Genomic DNA, 16,683 nt, shown 5'->3' on the forward strand with positions numbered 1-16,683 from the left:
GGCGGCAGACCAGCACCCCTTCCCTACAATCCCCAATAGGCCTAAGGCGCTGGCCCATGGCAGTGTATTTCCACGAAGAAGACCTCCCCGAAGGCGTCCTCGCCGATGGCCCGGTGGCCGTCGATACCGAAACCATGGGCCTCGTCACCATCCGCGACCGGCTGTGCGTCGTGCAGATCAGCGACGGCAAAGGCGATGAGCATCTCGTGCGCTTCGGCCCCGACAGCAGCTATGACGCGCCCAATCTCAAGGCGGTTCTGGCCGATCCCGAGCGGCTGAAACTGTTCCATTTCGCACGCTTCGACCTTGCCGCGATCGAGCATTACCTCGGCGTGATGGCCACGCCCTGTTATTGCACCAAGATCGCCAGCAAGCTGGTGCGGACCTATACCGACCGCCACGGGCTCAAGATGCTGGTGGAAGAACTGCTCGGCGAAAGCATTTCGAAAGCGCAGCAGTCGAGCGACTGGGGTGGGCCGGATCTGAGCGAGGCCCAGCGCGACTATGCCGCGAGCGACGTGCGCTTCCTTCACCGTATGAAGGACGAACTCGACAGACGTCTCGAACGGGAAGGCCGCACCGCGATGGCGCAGGCGTGCTTCGACTTCCTGCCCACCCGCGCGCGGCTCGACGTGGCCGGCTGGGCCGACCACGACATCTTCAGCCACATGTAAGGAGCGCACGCGTAGGGCGACACCATGGCATCCCGGCATCGCAGGATCGAAACGGCTCAGGCCAAGGAGCGGCGGCATGAACGCCAGCACTGGGCCGAACCCGGCGGAACGCACGACCGTCTGGTCGGCTTCCTCGCACGCGCGCTGCCGATGGGTGTCGGGGTGATCGCCGCGCTGATGGTGATCACACCGCTATCGCCGCGCGGCGAAGTGAGCTTCCTGCTCGATCGCAACAAGGTGGCGATCATCGATGAGCGGCTGCGGGTCGACAATGCGCTGTATCGCGGCGCGGACGATAAGGGACGGCCGTTTTCGCTGACAGCGGGCGAGGCAGTCCAGCGATCGAGCGCCGAGGGTATCGTGCGGATGAACGATCTCGTCGCACGGCTGTTGCTCGACGACGGACCCGCGCGGGTCAGCGCGCGGGCCGGGCAATACGATATCGACGAGGAAGTGGTGTCGATCATCGGTCCGATGCGCATGCAGGCCGCCGATGGCTATCGGATGGTGGCGCGCGACGTTTCGGTCGATCTCGCCGACAAGCAGCTCGTCGGCGCGGGCGGGGTGGATGGCGCGATTCCTGCCGGGACCTTTCGCGCCGATCGCTTGACCGCCGACCTTTCGGCACGCACCATAACCCTGACGGGCAATGCGCGGCTGCGCATGGAGCCCGGCAAGCTGAGGATGCCCTGATGAAGCAATTGCTCCCCACCATCGCCCGCTGGGGCCTCGGCTCCTTCGCCGTGACCGTGGCCGCATTCGCGGGCATCCAGCTTTCCGCCCAGGCAATTGCCGGACACAATTCGAACGCGCCGGTTTCCTATGCCGCCGACCGGATCGAACTGCAGGACCGGCAAAACCGCGTTGTGCTGTCGGGCAATGTCCGGATCACCCAGGCCGGGCTCAATCTCAGCGCGGCGCGCACGATCGTGAACTATTCGGATGCGGGCAGTCTTTCCATCCAGCGGATCATGGCGACCGGCGGGGTGACCGTGTCCCGCGGCAATGAGCGCGCGCGCGGCGATACGGCGGTCTATGACTTCAATCGCCGGATCATCACCATGGCGGGCAATGTCCGCCTGGATCGCGGCGGCGATACACTCAACGGCGGGCGGCTGGTGATCGACCTGGCCAGCGGCGTATCGAGCATCGATGGGCGTGCCAGCGGTTCCTCGTCGGTTACAGGCCAGGGCGAATCGGGAGGCCGCGTGACAGGGACATTCTCGGTTCCCGAGAACTGAGCGGCGCCTAGCGAGCCCGGGCGCCCGCGACTCTCGCAATATCGGCGAGGCCCTGCGCGAGCAGGAGTTCGGCCGCCTGGCTGTTGGTGAGCAGATCGCGGTGCAGGCCGACGAGGCGCTGCGTCAGCCGGTCGAGCTTGTCGCCGTGCCGCCACAGCGCGAATTGCTGGCCGATCTCGCGCTTCTCCTTGAAGAAGATACCTAGCCGCGCTTCTTCGCCCCGATTGAGATCGCCGAAGGGACGCGGGCCGAGCGCCGCCGCAATCCGCGCAAGCTGCGCCGCGCGCCGCTCGAAGGCAAGCAGCACACCGACCGGGTTGAGGCCGAGTTGCTTCATGCGCGCCAGCTCGATCCCGACCTTGGCCGCCTGGCCGCCCATCACCGCATTGACCAGCGGCGCGAAACCATCGTCCTCGCTCGCGGCGCCGATCGCATCGACGTCCTCAGCAGTGGCAGCCTGCGGGCTCTGCGCGCTGGCATCGAGATAGAGAGCGAGCTTCTCGACCTCGCTCCTCGCCAGCCGGACGTCGAGATTGGCCGCCCGCGCGATGCGTTCGGCCAGGTCTCCGCCGAGCCGCACGCCCGCCCCGTCCGCCAGTGCGCGCACGGCGCGTGTGACCGATTGCAGGTCGGGCGGATAGAACATCGCCACCAGCGCATCCTTGCGTTTGTCGAGCAATTTGGCGCTGCGCGACTTGTCGGTGGCGGAGGTGGCAACGATAATCACCGGGCAAGCCTCGCCGGCACCCGCCTCGCCGGTCTCGATCAGCACTTTGAGCGCTTCGAGGGCTTCCTCGCCGCTGGCGCGGACCCAGATGTGCCGCCGATCGCCGAACAGCGATGAGCTACGCGCCTCGTCGCCCAGTTTCGCCGGATCGCCGCGCAGCTCGGCGCCGGACAGCTCCACTCGCTCGCCAGAATCGGGCAGCCAGGTGACAAGATCGTTCGCAGCCGCATTGGCGCCCGCTTCGTCCTGCCCGCAGAAGAAAAAGATCGAGCAGCTCTGCGCCGCCGCGCGCCCCTTGGCCGCGAAATCGCGGTTGGTGAGTTTCACCGGTCGTCGCGCAGCGCCAGCGCGACGCGGGTGACGATCCGCTGGGCGAGGTCTCGCGAAAGGTTTTCGAGCGCGGAGCGTTCCGCGGCAATCGTCGCATATTCGGAAGACACCACGTCGATCCCCGCATCCGATCCGTCGGTGGCGTCGAGCACGATATCGCCGGTCGCGAGATCCACCAATTGGTAGCGCGCGCGCAAAATGCGCCGCTCGCGGCTGATCGTATCGTCGCGCAGCACGGCCAGGCCTTCGAGCTGATCGTCGAGCCGCACTTCGAGCCGGTATCGCGGGCTCGCCTGTCCAGCGGCACCGAACCGCTCTTCCAGAGCGCTGCGTACCAGCCAGCCGGCACGCCCTTCGATCGGCGCCACATCGATTGCCGCCAGCGACTGCGCGACCACGCCGCTACCACCCCCGCCATACATGGGCGACAGGTTGCAGGCGGCAAGCAGAACGGAAGCGAAGCTGGCGAAGAGGATACGCATCAGGTGACGATATTCACCAATCTGTCGGGAACGACAATGATCTTGCGTATATCGGCCCCGTCGATGGAACGCTGCACCTTCTCACTGGCGAGCGCCATGGCTTCGAGATCCTCCTTCGAAGCGCCTTTGGGCGCGGTCAGCGTGTCGCGCAGCTTGCCCTTGTGCTGGACGGCGATGGTCACCTCGTCTTCGATCAGCAGCGCGGGATCGACTTGGGGCCAGGGCGCATCGGTAATCAGACCTTCCTGTCCCATGACGGCCCAGGATTCCTCGGCGAGGTGCGGCATCATCGGCGCGACCAGTTGAGCCAGCGTGCGAATAGCGGCCGAACGGCTGACACTGGAAACGGCCTTTTCAATCGCACCGGTCAGTTCGTAAATCCGCGCGACAGCCTTGTTGAAGCCCAGCGCCTCGATATCGTCCGCCACAGCGGCGACGGTCTGATGGGTTTTGCGGTCGAGCGACTTGTCCCCGCCTGTCGCGCCCGCATCATGGGCAGAGAACAGGCGCCACAGCCGATGGACGAAGCGGCTGCACCCCTCGATCCCCGCCTCGGACCACGGCAGATCGCGCTCGGGCGGGCTATCGGACAGCATGAACCAGCGCACCGCATCCGCGCCGTAAGTGTCGACGATCGTGTCGGGATCGACGACGTTCTTCTTCGACTTCGACATCTTGATGACGCGGCCGATTTCGACCTCGCCGCCATCTGCCGTCAGCAGCGCCTGCTCGGCCTCGCGGCTGATCTCGTCGGGGGCATAATAGACCGTCTTGCCGCCTTCCTTGCGGCTGTAGGTCTCGTGCGTGACCATCCCCTGCGTGAACAGCGAAGCGAAGGGCTCCTTCACCTCGATCTGACCCATATGCGCCAAGGCGCGGGTCCAGAAGCGGGCGTAGAGCAGGTGCAGGATCGCATGCTCGACCCCGCCGATATATTGTTCGACCGGCAGCCATTTCGCGACTTCTTCCGCGTCGAAGGGCTTATCGGCAGGCTGGCTGGCGAAGCGCAGGAAATACCAGCTCGAATCCACGAAAGTGTCGAGCGTATCGGTCTCGCGCTCCGCCTTGCCGCCGCATTTGGGGCAGTCGACATGTTTCCAAGTCGGATGGCGCAGCAGCGGATTGCCCGGCGTCTGGAAGTCGACATCTTCGGGCAAGGTGATCGGCAGGCTGTCTTTGGGCGCGGGGACGACGCCGCAAGCCTCGCAATGGATGAAGGGGATCGGCGTGCCCCAATAGCGCTGGCGCGAAACGCCCCAGTCGCGCAGGCGCCACACGGTCTTGCCCGTGCCGCGTCCCTGATCCTCGATCCGGCGGATAATCTCGCGCTTGGCGGCCTCGACGTCCATTCCATCGAGGAAATCGGAATTGACGATCACGCCTTCCCCCGCCTCGGCTTCGCCGTCGAAAGGCTTGTCCGCGTCATCCACGCTGGACGCAACCACACGCGGGATCGGCAGGCCGTACTTGGTCGCGAATTCGAAGTCGCGCTGGTCGTGGCCGGGCACCGCCATGATCGCGCCGGTGCCGTAATCCATCAGCACGAAATTGGCGATGTAGACGGGCAGGTCGGCGCCGGTGAACGGGTGTTTGGCGGTGATACCGGTATCGAAGCCGAGCTTCTCCGCCGTCTCCAGCTCGGCCGCGGTCGTGCCGCCCTTCTTGCATTCCGCAATGAAAGCCTTGACTTCTCCGCTGTCGAGCGACTGCGCCACCGGATGGTCGGCGGCAACGGCGACGAAGCTAGCGCCGAAAATCGTGTCGGGGCGCGTGGTATAGACCGGCAGCCTCTCGCCACTCGAAAGATCGAAGCTGAATTCCAGCCCCTTGGATTTGCCGATCCAGTTTTCCTGCATCAGCCGGACCTTGTCGGGCCAATTGTCGAGGCTGCCCAATCCTTCGAGCAATTCCTCGGCGAAATCGGTGATCTTGAGGAACCACTGGTTGAGCTTGCGCTTCTCGACTTCCGCGCCCGAACGCCAGCCCTTGCCGTCGATCACCTGCTCATTGGCAAGCACGGTCATGTCGACCGGATCCCAGTTGACCTCCGATTCCTTGCGATAGACGAGGCCCGCTTCGTAGAGATCGATGAACAGCGCCTGTTCGTGGCCGTAATAATCGGGCTCGCAGGTCGCCAGCTCGCGGCTCCAGTCGAGCGCGAAGCCGAGGCGCTTCAGCTGCGCCTTCATGTGTTCGATATTGTTGCGGGTCCAGCCGCCGGGGTGGACGCCCTTTTCCATCGCCGCGTTTTCCGCCGGCATGCCGAAAGCGTCCCAGCCCATCGGGTGCAGCACTTCGTGGCCGGTCGCCTTCTTATAGCGCGCCAGCACATCGCCCATCGTGTAATTGCGCACGTGGCCGATGTGGATGCGCCCCGAAGGATAGGGAAACATCTCGAGCACGTAGCTCTTGGGCTTGTCTGAATTGCTGTCGGCGCGGAAGGTCTGCGCCTTGTCCCACGCATTTTGCCAGCGCGCATCGGCGCTGGCCGGATCGAAACGGGTATCGCTGCTCATGCGAGCCGCGTTTACGGATTTTGCAAGCTATGGGAAGGCGCTTTCGCGGCGCCCGCCGGCAATTAGCTGACGGCCTGGCGGCGCAGTTCGCGCGCCTTGGTGAGAATGATGTCTTCCAGCTTCTGGACGGTGGCCGCCTGGATCGGTGCATCGACCCAGCTTCCGCCCTGATTGATCTGGCGGCTGGCGGCAACGCGAAGGGCGTCCGCGCGCAAATCCGAATCGAGGATGGTGATAGTCATCTTGACCCGCTCGCCCGGATTGCTCGGATTGGCATACCAGTCGGTCACGATCACACCGCCATTGCTGTCCGCCTGAAGCAGCGGGGCGAAGCTGACCGCGTCCAGGGCAGCGCGCCAGAGATAGGAATTGACGCCGATCGTGGTGACCTGCGCCGCGGCAAGATCCGCCTGGGGCCGTTCGCGCCCGCCGCAGGCCGCGAGACCGATTGTGGCCGCGACCGCGATCGCGATGGTAGCGGGGCGGCGGAAGGTTGCGAAAGCGCTCATGTCGGTCCTTGGTGTCCTGCGGGTTTCAAGGCTCTATAAAGCCTGCTCGCATGGGAGCAAGGCATAGGGCCGTTTGCAGCGACACTCACCCCCATACGCGTGAATGCGGCCTTAATCCCGTTCCGCTCGGGCGAGCCGACGACAAGTGCTTGTGGAAACTCGGCAACACTTTTTCCCAATCGCCGAGATCGTCTGTGGAAAAGCTGGCCATGGCACAAAGGAATGCTAGTCTCGCTTCGGAACACAAAAGGAATCGGCATCAACAGTGCCGGAGTCAGGAACCATTCAAGAGATTTCTGGCTTGATAGTCCGGTAGAAAAGGGAAGCGTGTTGAAAATGGCGGATTCGGTGAAAGGTCAGGGCAGAGCGCGACGCGCACCTGCGATGCTGGCTATTGCCGGTCTAGCGCTCATGATTCCCGCGACCGGCCTCGCCGTGGTGCAAGGCGATGCGAAGGCCGCTCTTCCGGAAACAGTATCTTACCTGCCGTTCACGCCGGCCAGGGTCGACCCGCAGCTTGCCGCGCGTGTCGCCGCGGTGATGGGCGAAGACGGGCTCCGCTTCACTCCCGCGAGCAAGCCGCTGCTGGCACAGGATCGCACGGTGACCGTGGCCGTGCGCGTGGACGATGCAACGGCGCGCGCGATTTCGGTTCGCAGCGCAATCGATTCGGTTGGCGATGGTGAACGCGATCAACGCCTTCTCGCGATCAGCCAGACCAGTTTCAATCTGGGCGTGGCGCGCGGCTATCAGAGTTTCGCCCAGCCCGCCAAGCCGACCACCGTCTCGGTCGGCCTGCGCGACATGGGCATGCCCGATCTTTCGACCTTCGCACCGGACAAGGGCGAGAAGGCCGAAAAGCCCAGCCGCTTCAATTCACGCCTTGCGCTGGAAAAGCAGGACAATGCCGGGCGCTCGCCGCGTACTTTCGAAGGTGCGGGCAATCAGAGCGTCGATATCAGCACCTCCTATCGGGTGGTCGGCAACCTTAATCTGACCGCGGGCGTCCGCCTGTCGAAAGACAACAATCGCCTGGCTCCCCTTACCGATGGGGTCGAGGACGATCAGGCCGTTTATGTCGGCACGCGCGTCAGCTTCTAAGACATTGGTCGAGAATTCGCTCGCATAGGCGCCAATTGGGGCGAATTGACTTGGCTCGCGCCGCATCCCTCGCTTAAATCCGTGGAGACGCTACGGAAAGCTGGGGAGAAGAGATTATGTCACGAGTTGCCATCGTAACCGGGGGCACCCGCGGAATCGGTCGTGCGATCTGCGAAAGGCTGCGCGACGAACGCGGCTTCACGGTCGTCGCCAATTATGCAGGCAATGACGATGCGGCGAGGAAATTCACCGATGAAACCGGCATTCCCACGATCAAGTTCGATGTCGGCGATTACGACGCCGTACAGGACGCCTGCCAGAAGGTCGCCGGGGAACACGGACTGGTCGATGTGGTCGTCAACAATGCCGGTATCACGCGCGATGGCACGCTGCTGAAGATGAGCTACGAGGATTGGGACGCCGTGATGCGCACCAATCTTGGCGGATGTTTCAACATGGCCAAGGCGACCTTCGCGGGAATGAAGGAGCGCGGCTGGGGCCGAATCGTGAATATCGGATCGATCAACGGTCAGGCCGGGCAATACGGACAAGTGAATTACGCCGCCGCCAAATCCGGTATTCACGGCTTTACCAAGGCACTGGCGCAGGAAGGTGCACGTTTCGGAATCACCGTCAATGCGATCGCACCCGGTTACATAGATACCGACATGGTCGCCGCCGTGCCCGAACCCGTGTTGGAGAAAATCGTCGCCAAGATTCCAGTCGGCCGACTTGGCAAGGCGAGCGAGATCGCCCGGGGCGTCAGCTTTTTATGCTCCGAACATGCCGAGTTCGTTACCGGCTCCACCATGAGCATCAATGGCGGCCAGCACATGTACTAAGAACCGGGGTGTGGTAGGATTAGGGGGCTTTCCGAGCGACGCGCGCCTGTTTAGGAGCGCGCGAAATGGAAATGCCTCCCTATCATCCGCCGAAAAAATACTCCGTCCGCATAGACGGGCACCGCACCTCGATCAGCTTGGAGCCCGTGTTCTGGGAGAAGCTGTGCGCGGCCGCTGCCGCCAGGGGGCAGTCGATCAACGCTCTGGTCGCGCAGATCGATGCCGAACGCATCCGTTCGGAAACCCCGCCGGGCCTGGCCGGGGCGATCCGCATCTGGCTGGTCACACACGAAAAAAGCGGCTGGATCACTCCAGCCGCCCCGTGTCCGATCTGATCTGATTCTGGCCTAGATCCGCGAAATTCAGTATTTCGCGGTGGCATCGCTCGCCGGATAGGTCTCGTCGAGCGCTTCGTCGGTCGCGCTCATCGGTTCGTGCGACGTGGTCGCTTCGGCGCCCGCATTGCGGAACGGACCTTCCGGCTCGCCATCGGCGAAGGCTACGCCGTTGCGATCCACGCGGTTCTTTTCGTAATAGCGATATCCGGCATATCCGAGGCCGCCGAGCGCCAAGAGCTTCAAAAGCATGTCAGTGAACTCCTTCCTTTCCCGACCAACGCGTAGCGCGGAAAAAGGTGCCGTCTCGCGGCCTCAATCGTCCCCGACCCGTTCGATATCGGCGCCGACCAGTTGCAGCTTCTCCTCGAGCCGCTCATAGCCGCGATCCAGATGGTAGAGACGGCGCACCGTTGTCTCGCCGCAGGCCGCCAATCCGGCGATCACCAGGCTCATCGAAGCACGCAGATCGGTCGCCATGACCTCGGCCCCGGTCAACTGGACGGGGCCGCGCACGATCGCGGTGCGGCCTTCGGTTTCGATGTCGGCTCCCATTCGCGCCAGCTCGGGCACATGCATGAAACGGTTTTCGAAGATCGTTTCCTTGAGCACGCTGGTGCCTTCGGCGCGGGTCAGCAGGCTCATCAACTGCGCCTGCATATCGGTGGCGAGGCCGGGGAAAGGCGCGGTGGTGAGATTGTGCGCCTTGAGAGGACCCTTGGCCGCAACGGTGATGCCCTTCTTGTCGCTGTCGATTTCCACGCCGATGTTGCGCAGCGCGTGGATGGTCGAGCCCATGTCGCCTGCCTCGGCCCCTTCGAGCCGCACCTCGCCGCCGGTGATGGCAGCCGCACAGGCATAGGACCCGGCCTCGATCCGGTCGGGCATCACACGATAGGTCGCTCCGTGTAGCGTGTCGACGCCGTGGATGGTCAGTTCCGAAGTGCCGATGCCTTCGATCTCCGCGCCCATCGCGGTCAGCAGATTGCACAGATCGACGATCTCCGGCTCGCGCGCGGCGTTGCGTAGAATGCTGGTGCCGTTGCAGAGCGCGGCGGCCATGACGGCGTTCTCCGTCGCGCCGACCGAAACCACGGGAAAGTCGAACTCGCCGCCGGGCAGGCCGCCATCGGGCGCGCTGGCTTTTACATAGCCTTGCGCCAGTTCGATATGCGCCCCGAAGGCTTCGAGTGCCTTGAGATGCAGATCGATCGGGCGGTTGCCGATGGCGCAGCCGCCGGGCAACGAAACGGTCGCCTCGCCCGTCCGCGCCAGCAGCGGGCCGAGCACGAGGATCGAGGCGCGCATCTTGCGCACCAGATCGTAAGGCGCGACCGAGCTGGTGATCCGCATCGCTTCGAGCGTGACGTTCCGGCCGAATTCGTCGGGCCGCTTGCCGGGAATGGTATGGCTCACCCCGAACTGCGTCATCAGATGCTGGAACCCGTCGATATCGGCAAGCCGCGGCAGATTGCGCAGAGTCACCGCCTCCTCGGTCAGCAGAGCGCAGGGGATGAGCGTGAGCGCGGCATTTTTCGCGCCCGATATGGGGATGGTGCCCGACAGGCGATTGCCGCCGCGAATGATGAGTTTGTCCATGAAAGTGTGCTTTACCCCTGGTCGCCCCACTGGCAAGCGTCACGACAATGTCGTACCCGCGCGCTTGGGGTGTTTCGTCCGTTCCATCCCCTGTGCCCCCTCCGGAAAAAACCAGGTGAGCCGAGATGACTGCACATAAACCCATAAGGAAAGCGGTGTTTCCCGTTGCCGGGCTGGGCACGCGTTTTCTTCCCGCGACCAAGGCTATTCCCAAGGAGCTGTTGCCGATCGTGGACCGTCCGCTGATACAGTATGCGGTGGACGAGGCGCGCGAGGCGGGCATCGAGCAGATCATCTTCGTCACCGGACGCGGCAAGACCGCGATCGTCGAACATTTCGACGTCGCTTACGAACTCGAACATACGATGAGCGAGCGGGGCAAGGATCTGAGCGTGCTCGAACCCACGCGGGCAACGCCGGGGGACGTCATCACCGTGCGCCAGCAGGTGCCGCTGGGCCTGGGCCACGCGATCTGGTGCGCGCGGGCGATCGTGGGCGACGAGCCCTTCGCCATCCTGCTGCCCGACGAGCTGATGGTTGCGGAAAAAGGGGGCGGCACCGGCTGCATGAAGCAGATGGTCGAGGCCTATGAGGAAGTGGGCGGCAACCTCATCTCCGTTCTCGAAGTGCCGCAGGAGGCGGTGTCGAGCTATGGTGTGATCGCCCCGGGCGAGGTGAAGAGCGACACGCTGACCGAGGTGACCGGGCTGGTCGAAAAGCCGCCCGTGGCCCAGGCCCCGTCGAACAAGATCATCTCGGGCCGTTATATCCTCCAGCCCGAAGTCATGCGCGTGCTGGAAGATCAGGAAAAGGGCGCGGGCGGCGAAATCCAGCTAACCGACGCCATGGCTCGCATGATCGGCAATCAGGCCTTCCATGCCGTCACCTTCGCCGGCCGCCGCTTCGACTGCGGCAGCAAGACCGGCTTCGTCGAAGCCACGCTGGCCCTGGCGCTGGAGCGCGAGGACATGGGCGCCGAAGTGCGCGCGATGGCGGAGCGGTTGCTGACCGAATAAGAAAGGGGACGCCGAAGCGCCCCCTTGCCCGCTATTATGACTGTGGCGGGTTATTCCGCATCGGCATCTTCCGGCTCGGTGGTGGCGTCCGCACGCTTGGCCCTACCTTTCGCCTCCACTTCCTCGACCTGCTCCGCAATGTCGTCGAGCACTTCGGCGAGGCGCGGAGCAGTTTCGGCTGTGGCCGGTCCCTTAACCAGGCTGTCGAGCGAGGAGCCGTCGAGGCCCAGCTCTTTCATCAGCCCGTCCAGCACCGGTGCCTGCGCGCGATAGGCGAGGGCCGCGCTCACCGCGTCGGTGGCGAGGTTGCCCGAGCCGCCACCGGCAGCCGCGCTGCCATTCGCAGATGCCTTGCCGCTGCCGCCATTGGTCAGCCCGTCGACCTGCACGATCTTGATGCTGTCGATCGCTTCCATCGGCTTCGCGCTTTCGCGGATCACCTCTGGCAGAACCTTGAGCAGCGCTAGCTTGGTCTGCAGGCTGATCTGGTCGGAGGACAGGATGTTGGCCGCCTCGTTGATCGCCTTCTGACCGGCGGCCTCGACTTCGAAACGCACGCGCGCGGCTTCGGCACGCAGCTTCTCGGCCTCGGCCTCACCCTGCGCTTCGAGGCGCAGCGCTTCGGCGCGGTTGGTCGCGGCATCCTTCTCCGCCTCGGCTTCGACGCGGACGCTGATCGCGTCGCGCTCGGCTTGCTTGGAGGCTTCGATCAGCTCAATGCGCTTCTGACGCTCCGCAATCTCGGTTTCGCGGCTTGTCGAAACCTGCTCTTCGGCAGCAACTGCCTTGGCGCGGGCTTCGTCGGCTTCCGCCTTGGCCTGGCTTTCCTCGCGGCTCTTGTTCTGGACCGCGATCTGCTGTTCCTGCCGAGCGATTTCGAGTGCACGGGTCTGGTCGATCCGGGCCTCCTCGACGAGACGGTCGGCCTCGATCTGCTGTGCATCGACCTGCTTCTTCGCCTCGATCCTGGCAGCGTCCGCCTCGCGGGTACGCTCGGCCTGTTCACGGGCGATTTCCGAGGCCTGCGCGGCGCGGCGGATTTCCACCTCGCGCTCCTGCTGGAGGCGGGCGTATTCCTTGTCGCGGGAAATTTCGAAGCTCTTGGCATCGGCCTCAAGGTTCTTCGTCTCCATTTGGACACGCGTGTCCTGCTCGATGTCGTTGCGCAGTTTCTTGCGCGCCTCGATCTGCTCGGTCAGCTTGGTCAGACCTTCGGCGTCGAAGGCATTGTTGGCGTTGAAGTGCTCGATGCTTGTCTGGTCGAGACCGGTCAGCGAGACCGATTCAAGCTCCAACCCGTTCATGGCGAGGTCGTTCGACGAGACCTGTTGCACCTTCTGGACGAAGTCCGCACGCTGTTCGTGCAGCTCGTTCATCGTCATGCCCGCAGCCACGCTGCGCAGTGCGTCGACGAACTTGCCTTCGACCAGGTCCTTGAGCATTTCCGGCTGCATCGTACGCTGCCCTAGCGTCTGCGCGGCCATGGCGATCGCCTCGCTATCGGGCTTCACGCGGACGTAAAATTCCGCCTTCACGTCGATCCGCAAGCGGTCGAGCGTGATCAGCGCCTCGCCATCGCGGCGGACGACCGAGAGCACCAGCGTGTTCATATTGACCGGCATGGTTTCGTGGAAGACCGGTAGCACCAGCGCGCCACCGTTCATCACCACCTTCTCGCCGCCCACGCCAGTCCGCACGAAGGCAATCTCCTTCGAGGCACGGCGGTACATTTTGAGCAGGAAGGTGATGACTATTATGGCGAGAAGGGTCCCGCCTCCGATCATGACCAGTGATGTTCCAAATAGATTTTCCATTGCTCCTCCTTCTTAGTTGACTGTTGGCGACAAGCGGCGCTCGGCGAGCGCGGTCGCGTAGAATGTGTTGCCCTCGCGGCGGACGAGGAGGACCTCGTCACCTTCGTGGAATTCGGACGCTGCCTCGTGCGGCTCGACCATGACCCGGTGGGCCTGGCCGTGCGCATCTTTTACCCTTGCGCGGGCGGGCGATGCGGTACGGGCCACGCCGATGCTGATCGTGGCACGTCGGCCGACCAGGCTGTCGGTGCTCACGGCAGTGGTGTGGTCCTGGGGCAGGATGCGACCCAGCGGGCGGGCAAATGTACCCGTAACCGGAAGGGCGGCTCCGCCTGCGATCAGCGCGGCAAGCCAGCTATAGAGCGGGGTGCCCGTCATGCCCTGCGCCAGCTCCTGGATGCTGATTCCGATGGCCGCAAACAAGAACAGGAACAGCGCCAACCAGATCGTCAGCGGCACGCGTCCGATGCCGAGCAACGTGAGCAGTCCATCGAGCATACCCGCTTCCGGTATTCCGTCACCGCCTGCATCCATATCCGCATCGGCGTCACCGAAATCGGCAATCCCGATCAGTTGGACGACGGCGAGGATGGCCATGATAACCAAGGCAGCCGCAAACGGCATGTTATGCGGCGCAAGAAAAGTCATGATTTCCCCCTTTCTTATGCGCAGGAAGAACCCGCTCTCAACCGCTGCCGAAAGCGCATCGTCCTACTGTTTTAGTCATGTGGTTCACTTAGCAAATTTTCGCGAATTCCCGTAGGAATATGCGATGAACCGAGTTCGATTTTGCTCGCTGATTTGCGCGTTTGACTTGGGGGATGCGGCGTTCGACTTCGAGCCGCAGTGAAACGCGGCGGCAGTGTTTCTAATTCGGCCAGCGAGGTTTAGCGCAAGCGGCGGGTTCGCCGGTTTGGGGGGCGAATGGGCGCGTGCTCTCGCGAAAGGTCGTCTGTCGGGCGGCTCTCTCCGCCGCTGCCCTCAGGCTTGCTCCGTCTCTTCCTCGGCCTTGCGCAGATATTCGTCGCGCAGTTCGCGTTTGTAGAGCTTGCCATTCGCCTCGCGCGGCAATTGCGCGCGGAAGTCGAACAGCTTGGGCATCTTGATCTTGGCGAGGCTGGGGGCGAGGAAATCGCGCAGCTCCGCTTCCAGCGCATCGCCTGCCTCGGCCATCTCCACCGGCTGGACCACGGCGACGACTTTCTCGCCGAAATCGGGACAGGGCGCGCCGATCACCGCGGCATCCATGACCTTGTCATGCGTCACCAGCAGGTTCTCGATTTCCTGCGGATAGATGTTGACCCCGCCGGAAATGATCATGTGGCTCTTGCGGTCGGTGAGGTAGAGATAGCCGTCCTCGTCCACATGGCCGATATCGCCCAGCGTCATCCAGCCTTTGGGATGCATCGCCTCGCGGGTCTTGTCGGGATCGTTATGATAGGTCGGAATATTGGCGTTCTCGAAGAATAGCAGCCCGTCCTGCCCCGGCGGCAGTTCCTCGCCATCCGGCCCGCAGACATGCAGTGTGCCATGGATCGCCTTGCCCACGCTGCCGGGATGGGTGAGCCAGTCCTCGGCCTTGATCAGCGTCATGCCGATGCCTTCGGACCCGGCGTAATATTCGTTGATGATCGGCCCCCACCATTCGATCATCTCGCGCTTGATCGGCACCGGGCACGGCGCGGCCGCGTGCAGCGCGCGCTGGTGGCTCGACAGGTCGTATCGGGTGCGCACTGCCGGATCGAGCTTGAGCATGCGGACGAAATGCGTCGGCACCCACTGGCTGTCGGTGACCTTGTAGGTCTGAATCGTCTCCAGCGCGTATTCGGGATCGAACTTTTCCATTACCACGACCGTTCCGCCGAGCCGCTGCGCGGTGGTGCCCCAGCCGAGCGGGGCCGCGTGATAGAGCGGCGCGGGCGAGAGATAGACCATGCTCCCGTCGGCAGGCATGCCCGCCCCCATGATCGCCAGCGCGACCAGCGGATTGGTGGCGAGGATATCGTCGTCTTCGGGCGGGGCGGGCTTCACCCCCTTGGGCCGACCCGTCGTGCCCGAGGAATAGAGCATGTACTGACCCGGTGCCTGGTCCGGAATCGGTTCTGCAGGTTGCGCGGCCAGGGCGGCTTCGAAACCCTCCTCGCCCTCGCCCCCCACGATCAGCAAGGGCAGGTCGGCGCATTCGCCCCGAATATCCTCGATCACCCGGGCGAATGTGGTCGTCGTCAGCAGGAATTTCGCGCCCGCATCCTTGAGGATGTAGCATATTTCGGGGGCCGTCAGCCGAGTCGAGATCGGCACCAGCATCGTGCCCGCGCGCTGCGATCCCCAAACCACTTGTAGATAGTGCGCATTGTTTTCCATCAGCACCGCGAAATGGTCTCCGCGCTCCAGCCCGCGCGCGCGCAGGAGCTGCGCGAAACGGTTGGCATAATCGTCCATTTCGCCGAAGGTCACGGTCTCGCCGCTGCCGGCCATGATGATCGCGGGGTGGTCGGGGCGCGTCTGCGCATGGGTGACGGGGTGCATCGGTCTGTCTCTCTCCTCTCCGGCGGTCCGTCATTCATGCGGACTCGTCCGGTTTCGCAAAGAAACCTACCTAACCCTCTCGCTCGGGCAAGAAAAAAGGCGGCGGGATTTCTCCCACCGCCCTTTTTGCGAAGCCCGATGGGCCGATTGGCTCAGTTTTCGTCGCCGTCGCCCTGGCCACCAGTGCCGGTCGCGAGCGCGAAGGCGCGCTGCGCTTCCGATTCGACCATATAGGGAACCGGGTTCACCGCCTTGCCATCGATGCGGACTTCGTAATGCAGGTGCGGGCCGGTCGAACGGCCGGTCGACCCGACATAGCCGATGATATCGCCCTTCTTGACGCGCGTCCCGGCTTCGACCGCGATGCCCGACATATGCGCAAACCGGGTCTGGAGGTTGGCACCGTGTTCGATCGAGACATATTTGCCGTAGCTCGAGAACCACTCCGCCTTGCTGACATAACCGTCGGCGGTGGCGTAGATCGGTGTGCCGGTCGGCGCGGCCAGATCGACACCGTTATGATTGCGGCGACCGCCGAGAACAGGGTGCGTGCGCATGCCGTAGTCGCTCGTCAGGACGGTGTTGTCGAGCGGCATGCGCGAGGGCACCGAAACGCTTGCAGCGACAGGCGTCGAGCGATCGAGCTTGTCCCACTGCGCGAAGAGCTGCTGGAACTGCGCATCGTCGCCGCCCCGTCCGGGCGCCGCAACCTTGCTCATGTCGATAGCGCCGACGGCGGCGGTGTTGGTTTCCTGCGCATGGGCCGGTGCCGCGGCGATGCCGAAAGCTGCTGCGACCGATGCGAGGACAAGCGTAATGCGCTTGTTATTCATGCTAACCCGTCCATCCGGCGCTTTACCGCGCCTTTTTGATCCCTGACATATCCAGCGTCCCGTGCCGGTATGCCATTTTTTGATGTCACTGCCGGAACCCCCCGGCATCTCGTGAGTATGGGTTATGAGTGAAAA

General features: G+C 63.8%; 17 protein-coding genes. 7 read left to right on the forward strand and 10 right to left on the reverse strand.

Annotated elements, in window-relative coordinates:
- Window positions 1–56 precede the first annotated feature (56 nt).
- From L5849_RS09175 to L5849_RS09185, 3 genes are read left to right on the forward strand one after another with little or no spacing between them, the layout of a single operon-like run.
- Window positions 57–674: a ribonuclease D gene (locus tag L5849_RS09175; RefSeq protein WP_236925337.1), complete on the forward strand. Its 618-nt coding sequence runs from the start codon at window positions 57–59 to the stop codon at window positions 672–674.
- A 24-nt stretch (window positions 675–698) separates the two neighbouring features.
- Window positions 699–1,367 carry an LPS export ABC transporter periplasmic protein LptC gene (locus L5849_RS09180; RefSeq protein ID WP_115415406.1) on the forward strand — a complete coding sequence of 223 codons (669 nt, stop codon included), beginning with the start codon at window positions 699–701 and terminating at the stop codon, window positions 1,365–1,367.
- Window positions 1,367–1,915 carry an LptA/OstA family protein gene (locus tag L5849_RS09185; protein WP_236925338.1) on the forward strand — a complete coding sequence of 183 codons (549 nt, stop codon included), beginning with the start codon at window positions 1,367–1,369 and terminating at the stop codon, window positions 1,913–1,915. Before L5849_RS09180 ends, L5849_RS09185 begins: the two co-directional genes overlap by 1 nt.
- A gap of 7 nt (window positions 1,916–1,922) precedes the next feature.
- On the opposite strand, the gene holA is transcribed toward L5849_RS09185, so the two are convergent.
- From holA to L5849_RS09205, 4 genes are all read right to left on the reverse strand, one after another.
- Window positions 1,923–2,969: a DNA polymerase III subunit delta gene (gene holA, locus L5849_RS09190; RefSeq protein WP_236925339.1), complete on the reverse strand. Its 1,047-nt coding sequence runs from the start codon at window positions 2,967–2,969 to the stop codon at window positions 1,923–1,925.
- Window positions 2,966–3,454 carry an LPS assembly lipoprotein LptE gene (gene lptE / locus L5849_RS09195; RefSeq protein WP_115415409.1) on the reverse strand — a complete coding sequence of 163 codons (489 nt, stop codon included), beginning with the start codon at window positions 3,452–3,454 and terminating at the stop codon, window positions 2,966–2,968. Before lptE ends, holA begins: the two co-directional genes overlap by 4 nt.
- Window positions 3,454–5,970 carry a leucine--tRNA ligase gene (leuS, locus tag L5849_RS09200; protein WP_236925340.1) on the reverse strand — a complete coding sequence of 839 codons (2,517 nt, stop codon included), beginning with the start codon at window positions 5,968–5,970 and terminating at the stop codon, window positions 3,454–3,456. The genes lptE and leuS overlap by 1 nt, the downstream gene beginning before the upstream one ends.
- A gap of 62 nt (window positions 5,971–6,032) precedes the next feature.
- The gene (locus tag L5849_RS09205; protein WP_115415411.1) at window positions 6,033–6,479 is read right to left on the reverse strand and encodes a DUF3576 domain-containing protein; all 447 of its coding nucleotides are present in this window, start codon (window positions 6,477–6,479) and stop codon (window positions 6,033–6,035) included.
- 336 nt (window positions 6,480–6,815) lie between these two features.
- Between L5849_RS09205 and L5849_RS09210 the strand changes: the two genes are divergently transcribed.
- The 3 genes from L5849_RS09210 (at window position 6,816) to L5849_RS09220 (ending at window position 8,757) form a co-directional block, all read left to right on the forward strand.
- Entirely contained in the window at window positions 6,816–7,580 is a 765-nt protein-coding gene (locus tag L5849_RS09210) for a hypothetical protein (protein WP_236925485.1), read from the forward strand.
- A 116-nt stretch (window positions 7,581–7,696) separates the two neighbouring features.
- A complete protein-coding gene (gene phbB / locus L5849_RS09215) occupies window positions 7,697–8,422 on the forward strand; it encodes an acetoacetyl-CoA reductase (protein WP_115415413.1) in 726 nt (241 codons plus the stop codon).
- A 65-nt stretch (window positions 8,423–8,487) separates the two neighbouring features.
- Complete coding sequence (locus L5849_RS09220; RefSeq protein ID WP_370459212.1) at window positions 8,488–8,757, forward strand: ribbon-helix-helix domain-containing protein; 270 nt, start codon at window positions 8,488–8,490, stop codon at window positions 8,755–8,757.
- A 27-nt stretch (window positions 8,758–8,784) separates the two neighbouring features.
- Here L5849_RS09220 and L5849_RS09225 read toward each other — a convergent pair whose 3' ends face one another.
- Both L5849_RS09225 and murA read right to left on the reverse strand, forming a co-directional pair.
- The gene (locus L5849_RS09225; protein ID WP_115415415.1) at window positions 8,785–9,009 is read right to left on the reverse strand and encodes a hypothetical protein; all 225 of its coding nucleotides are present in this window, start codon (window positions 9,007–9,009) and stop codon (window positions 8,785–8,787) included.
- A 63-nt stretch (window positions 9,010–9,072) separates the two neighbouring features.
- Window positions 9,073–10,356, reverse strand: coding sequence for a UDP-N-acetylglucosamine 1-carboxyvinyltransferase (murA, locus tag L5849_RS09230; protein ID WP_236925341.1), 1,284 nt, complete (start codon window positions 10,354–10,356; stop codon window positions 9,073–9,075).
- A gap of 125 nt (window positions 10,357–10,481) precedes the next feature.
- On the opposite strand from murA, the gene galU reads away from it, so the two are divergent.
- The gene (galU, locus tag L5849_RS09235) at window positions 10,482–11,372 is read left to right on the forward strand and encodes a UTP--glucose-1-phosphate uridylyltransferase GalU (protein ID WP_236925342.1); all 891 of its coding nucleotides are present in this window, start codon (window positions 10,482–10,484) and stop codon (window positions 11,370–11,372) included.
- 50 nt (window positions 11,373–11,422) lie between these two features.
- Here the strand turns inward: galU and L5849_RS09240 are convergent, their stop codons facing one another.
- From L5849_RS09240 to L5849_RS09255, 4 genes are all read right to left on the reverse strand, one after another.
- Window positions 11,423–13,156 (reverse strand): flotillin family protein, encoded by a 1,734-nt coding sequence (locus tag L5849_RS09240; protein WP_370459219.1) that lies wholly within the window; start codon window positions 13,154–13,156, stop codon window positions 11,423–11,425.
- Between the two features lie 42 nt (window positions 13,157–13,198).
- Entirely contained in the window at window positions 13,199–13,834 is a 636-nt protein-coding gene (locus L5849_RS09245) for a YqiJ family protein (protein ID WP_236925344.1), read from the reverse strand.
- A gap of 333 nt (window positions 13,835–14,167) precedes the next feature.
- A complete protein-coding gene (locus L5849_RS09250; RefSeq protein WP_236925345.1) occupies window positions 14,168–15,715 on the reverse strand; it encodes an acyl-CoA synthetase in 1,548 nt (515 codons plus the stop codon).
- Window positions 15,716–15,867: 152 nt separating this feature from the next.
- Window positions 15,868–16,548 (reverse strand): M23 family metallopeptidase, encoded by a 681-nt coding sequence (locus tag L5849_RS09255; RefSeq protein WP_115415420.1) that lies wholly within the window; start codon window positions 16,546–16,548, stop codon window positions 15,868–15,870.
- Window positions 16,549–16,683: the final 135 nt, after the last annotated feature.

The organism is Erythrobacter sp. SN021, assembly GCF_021864455.1.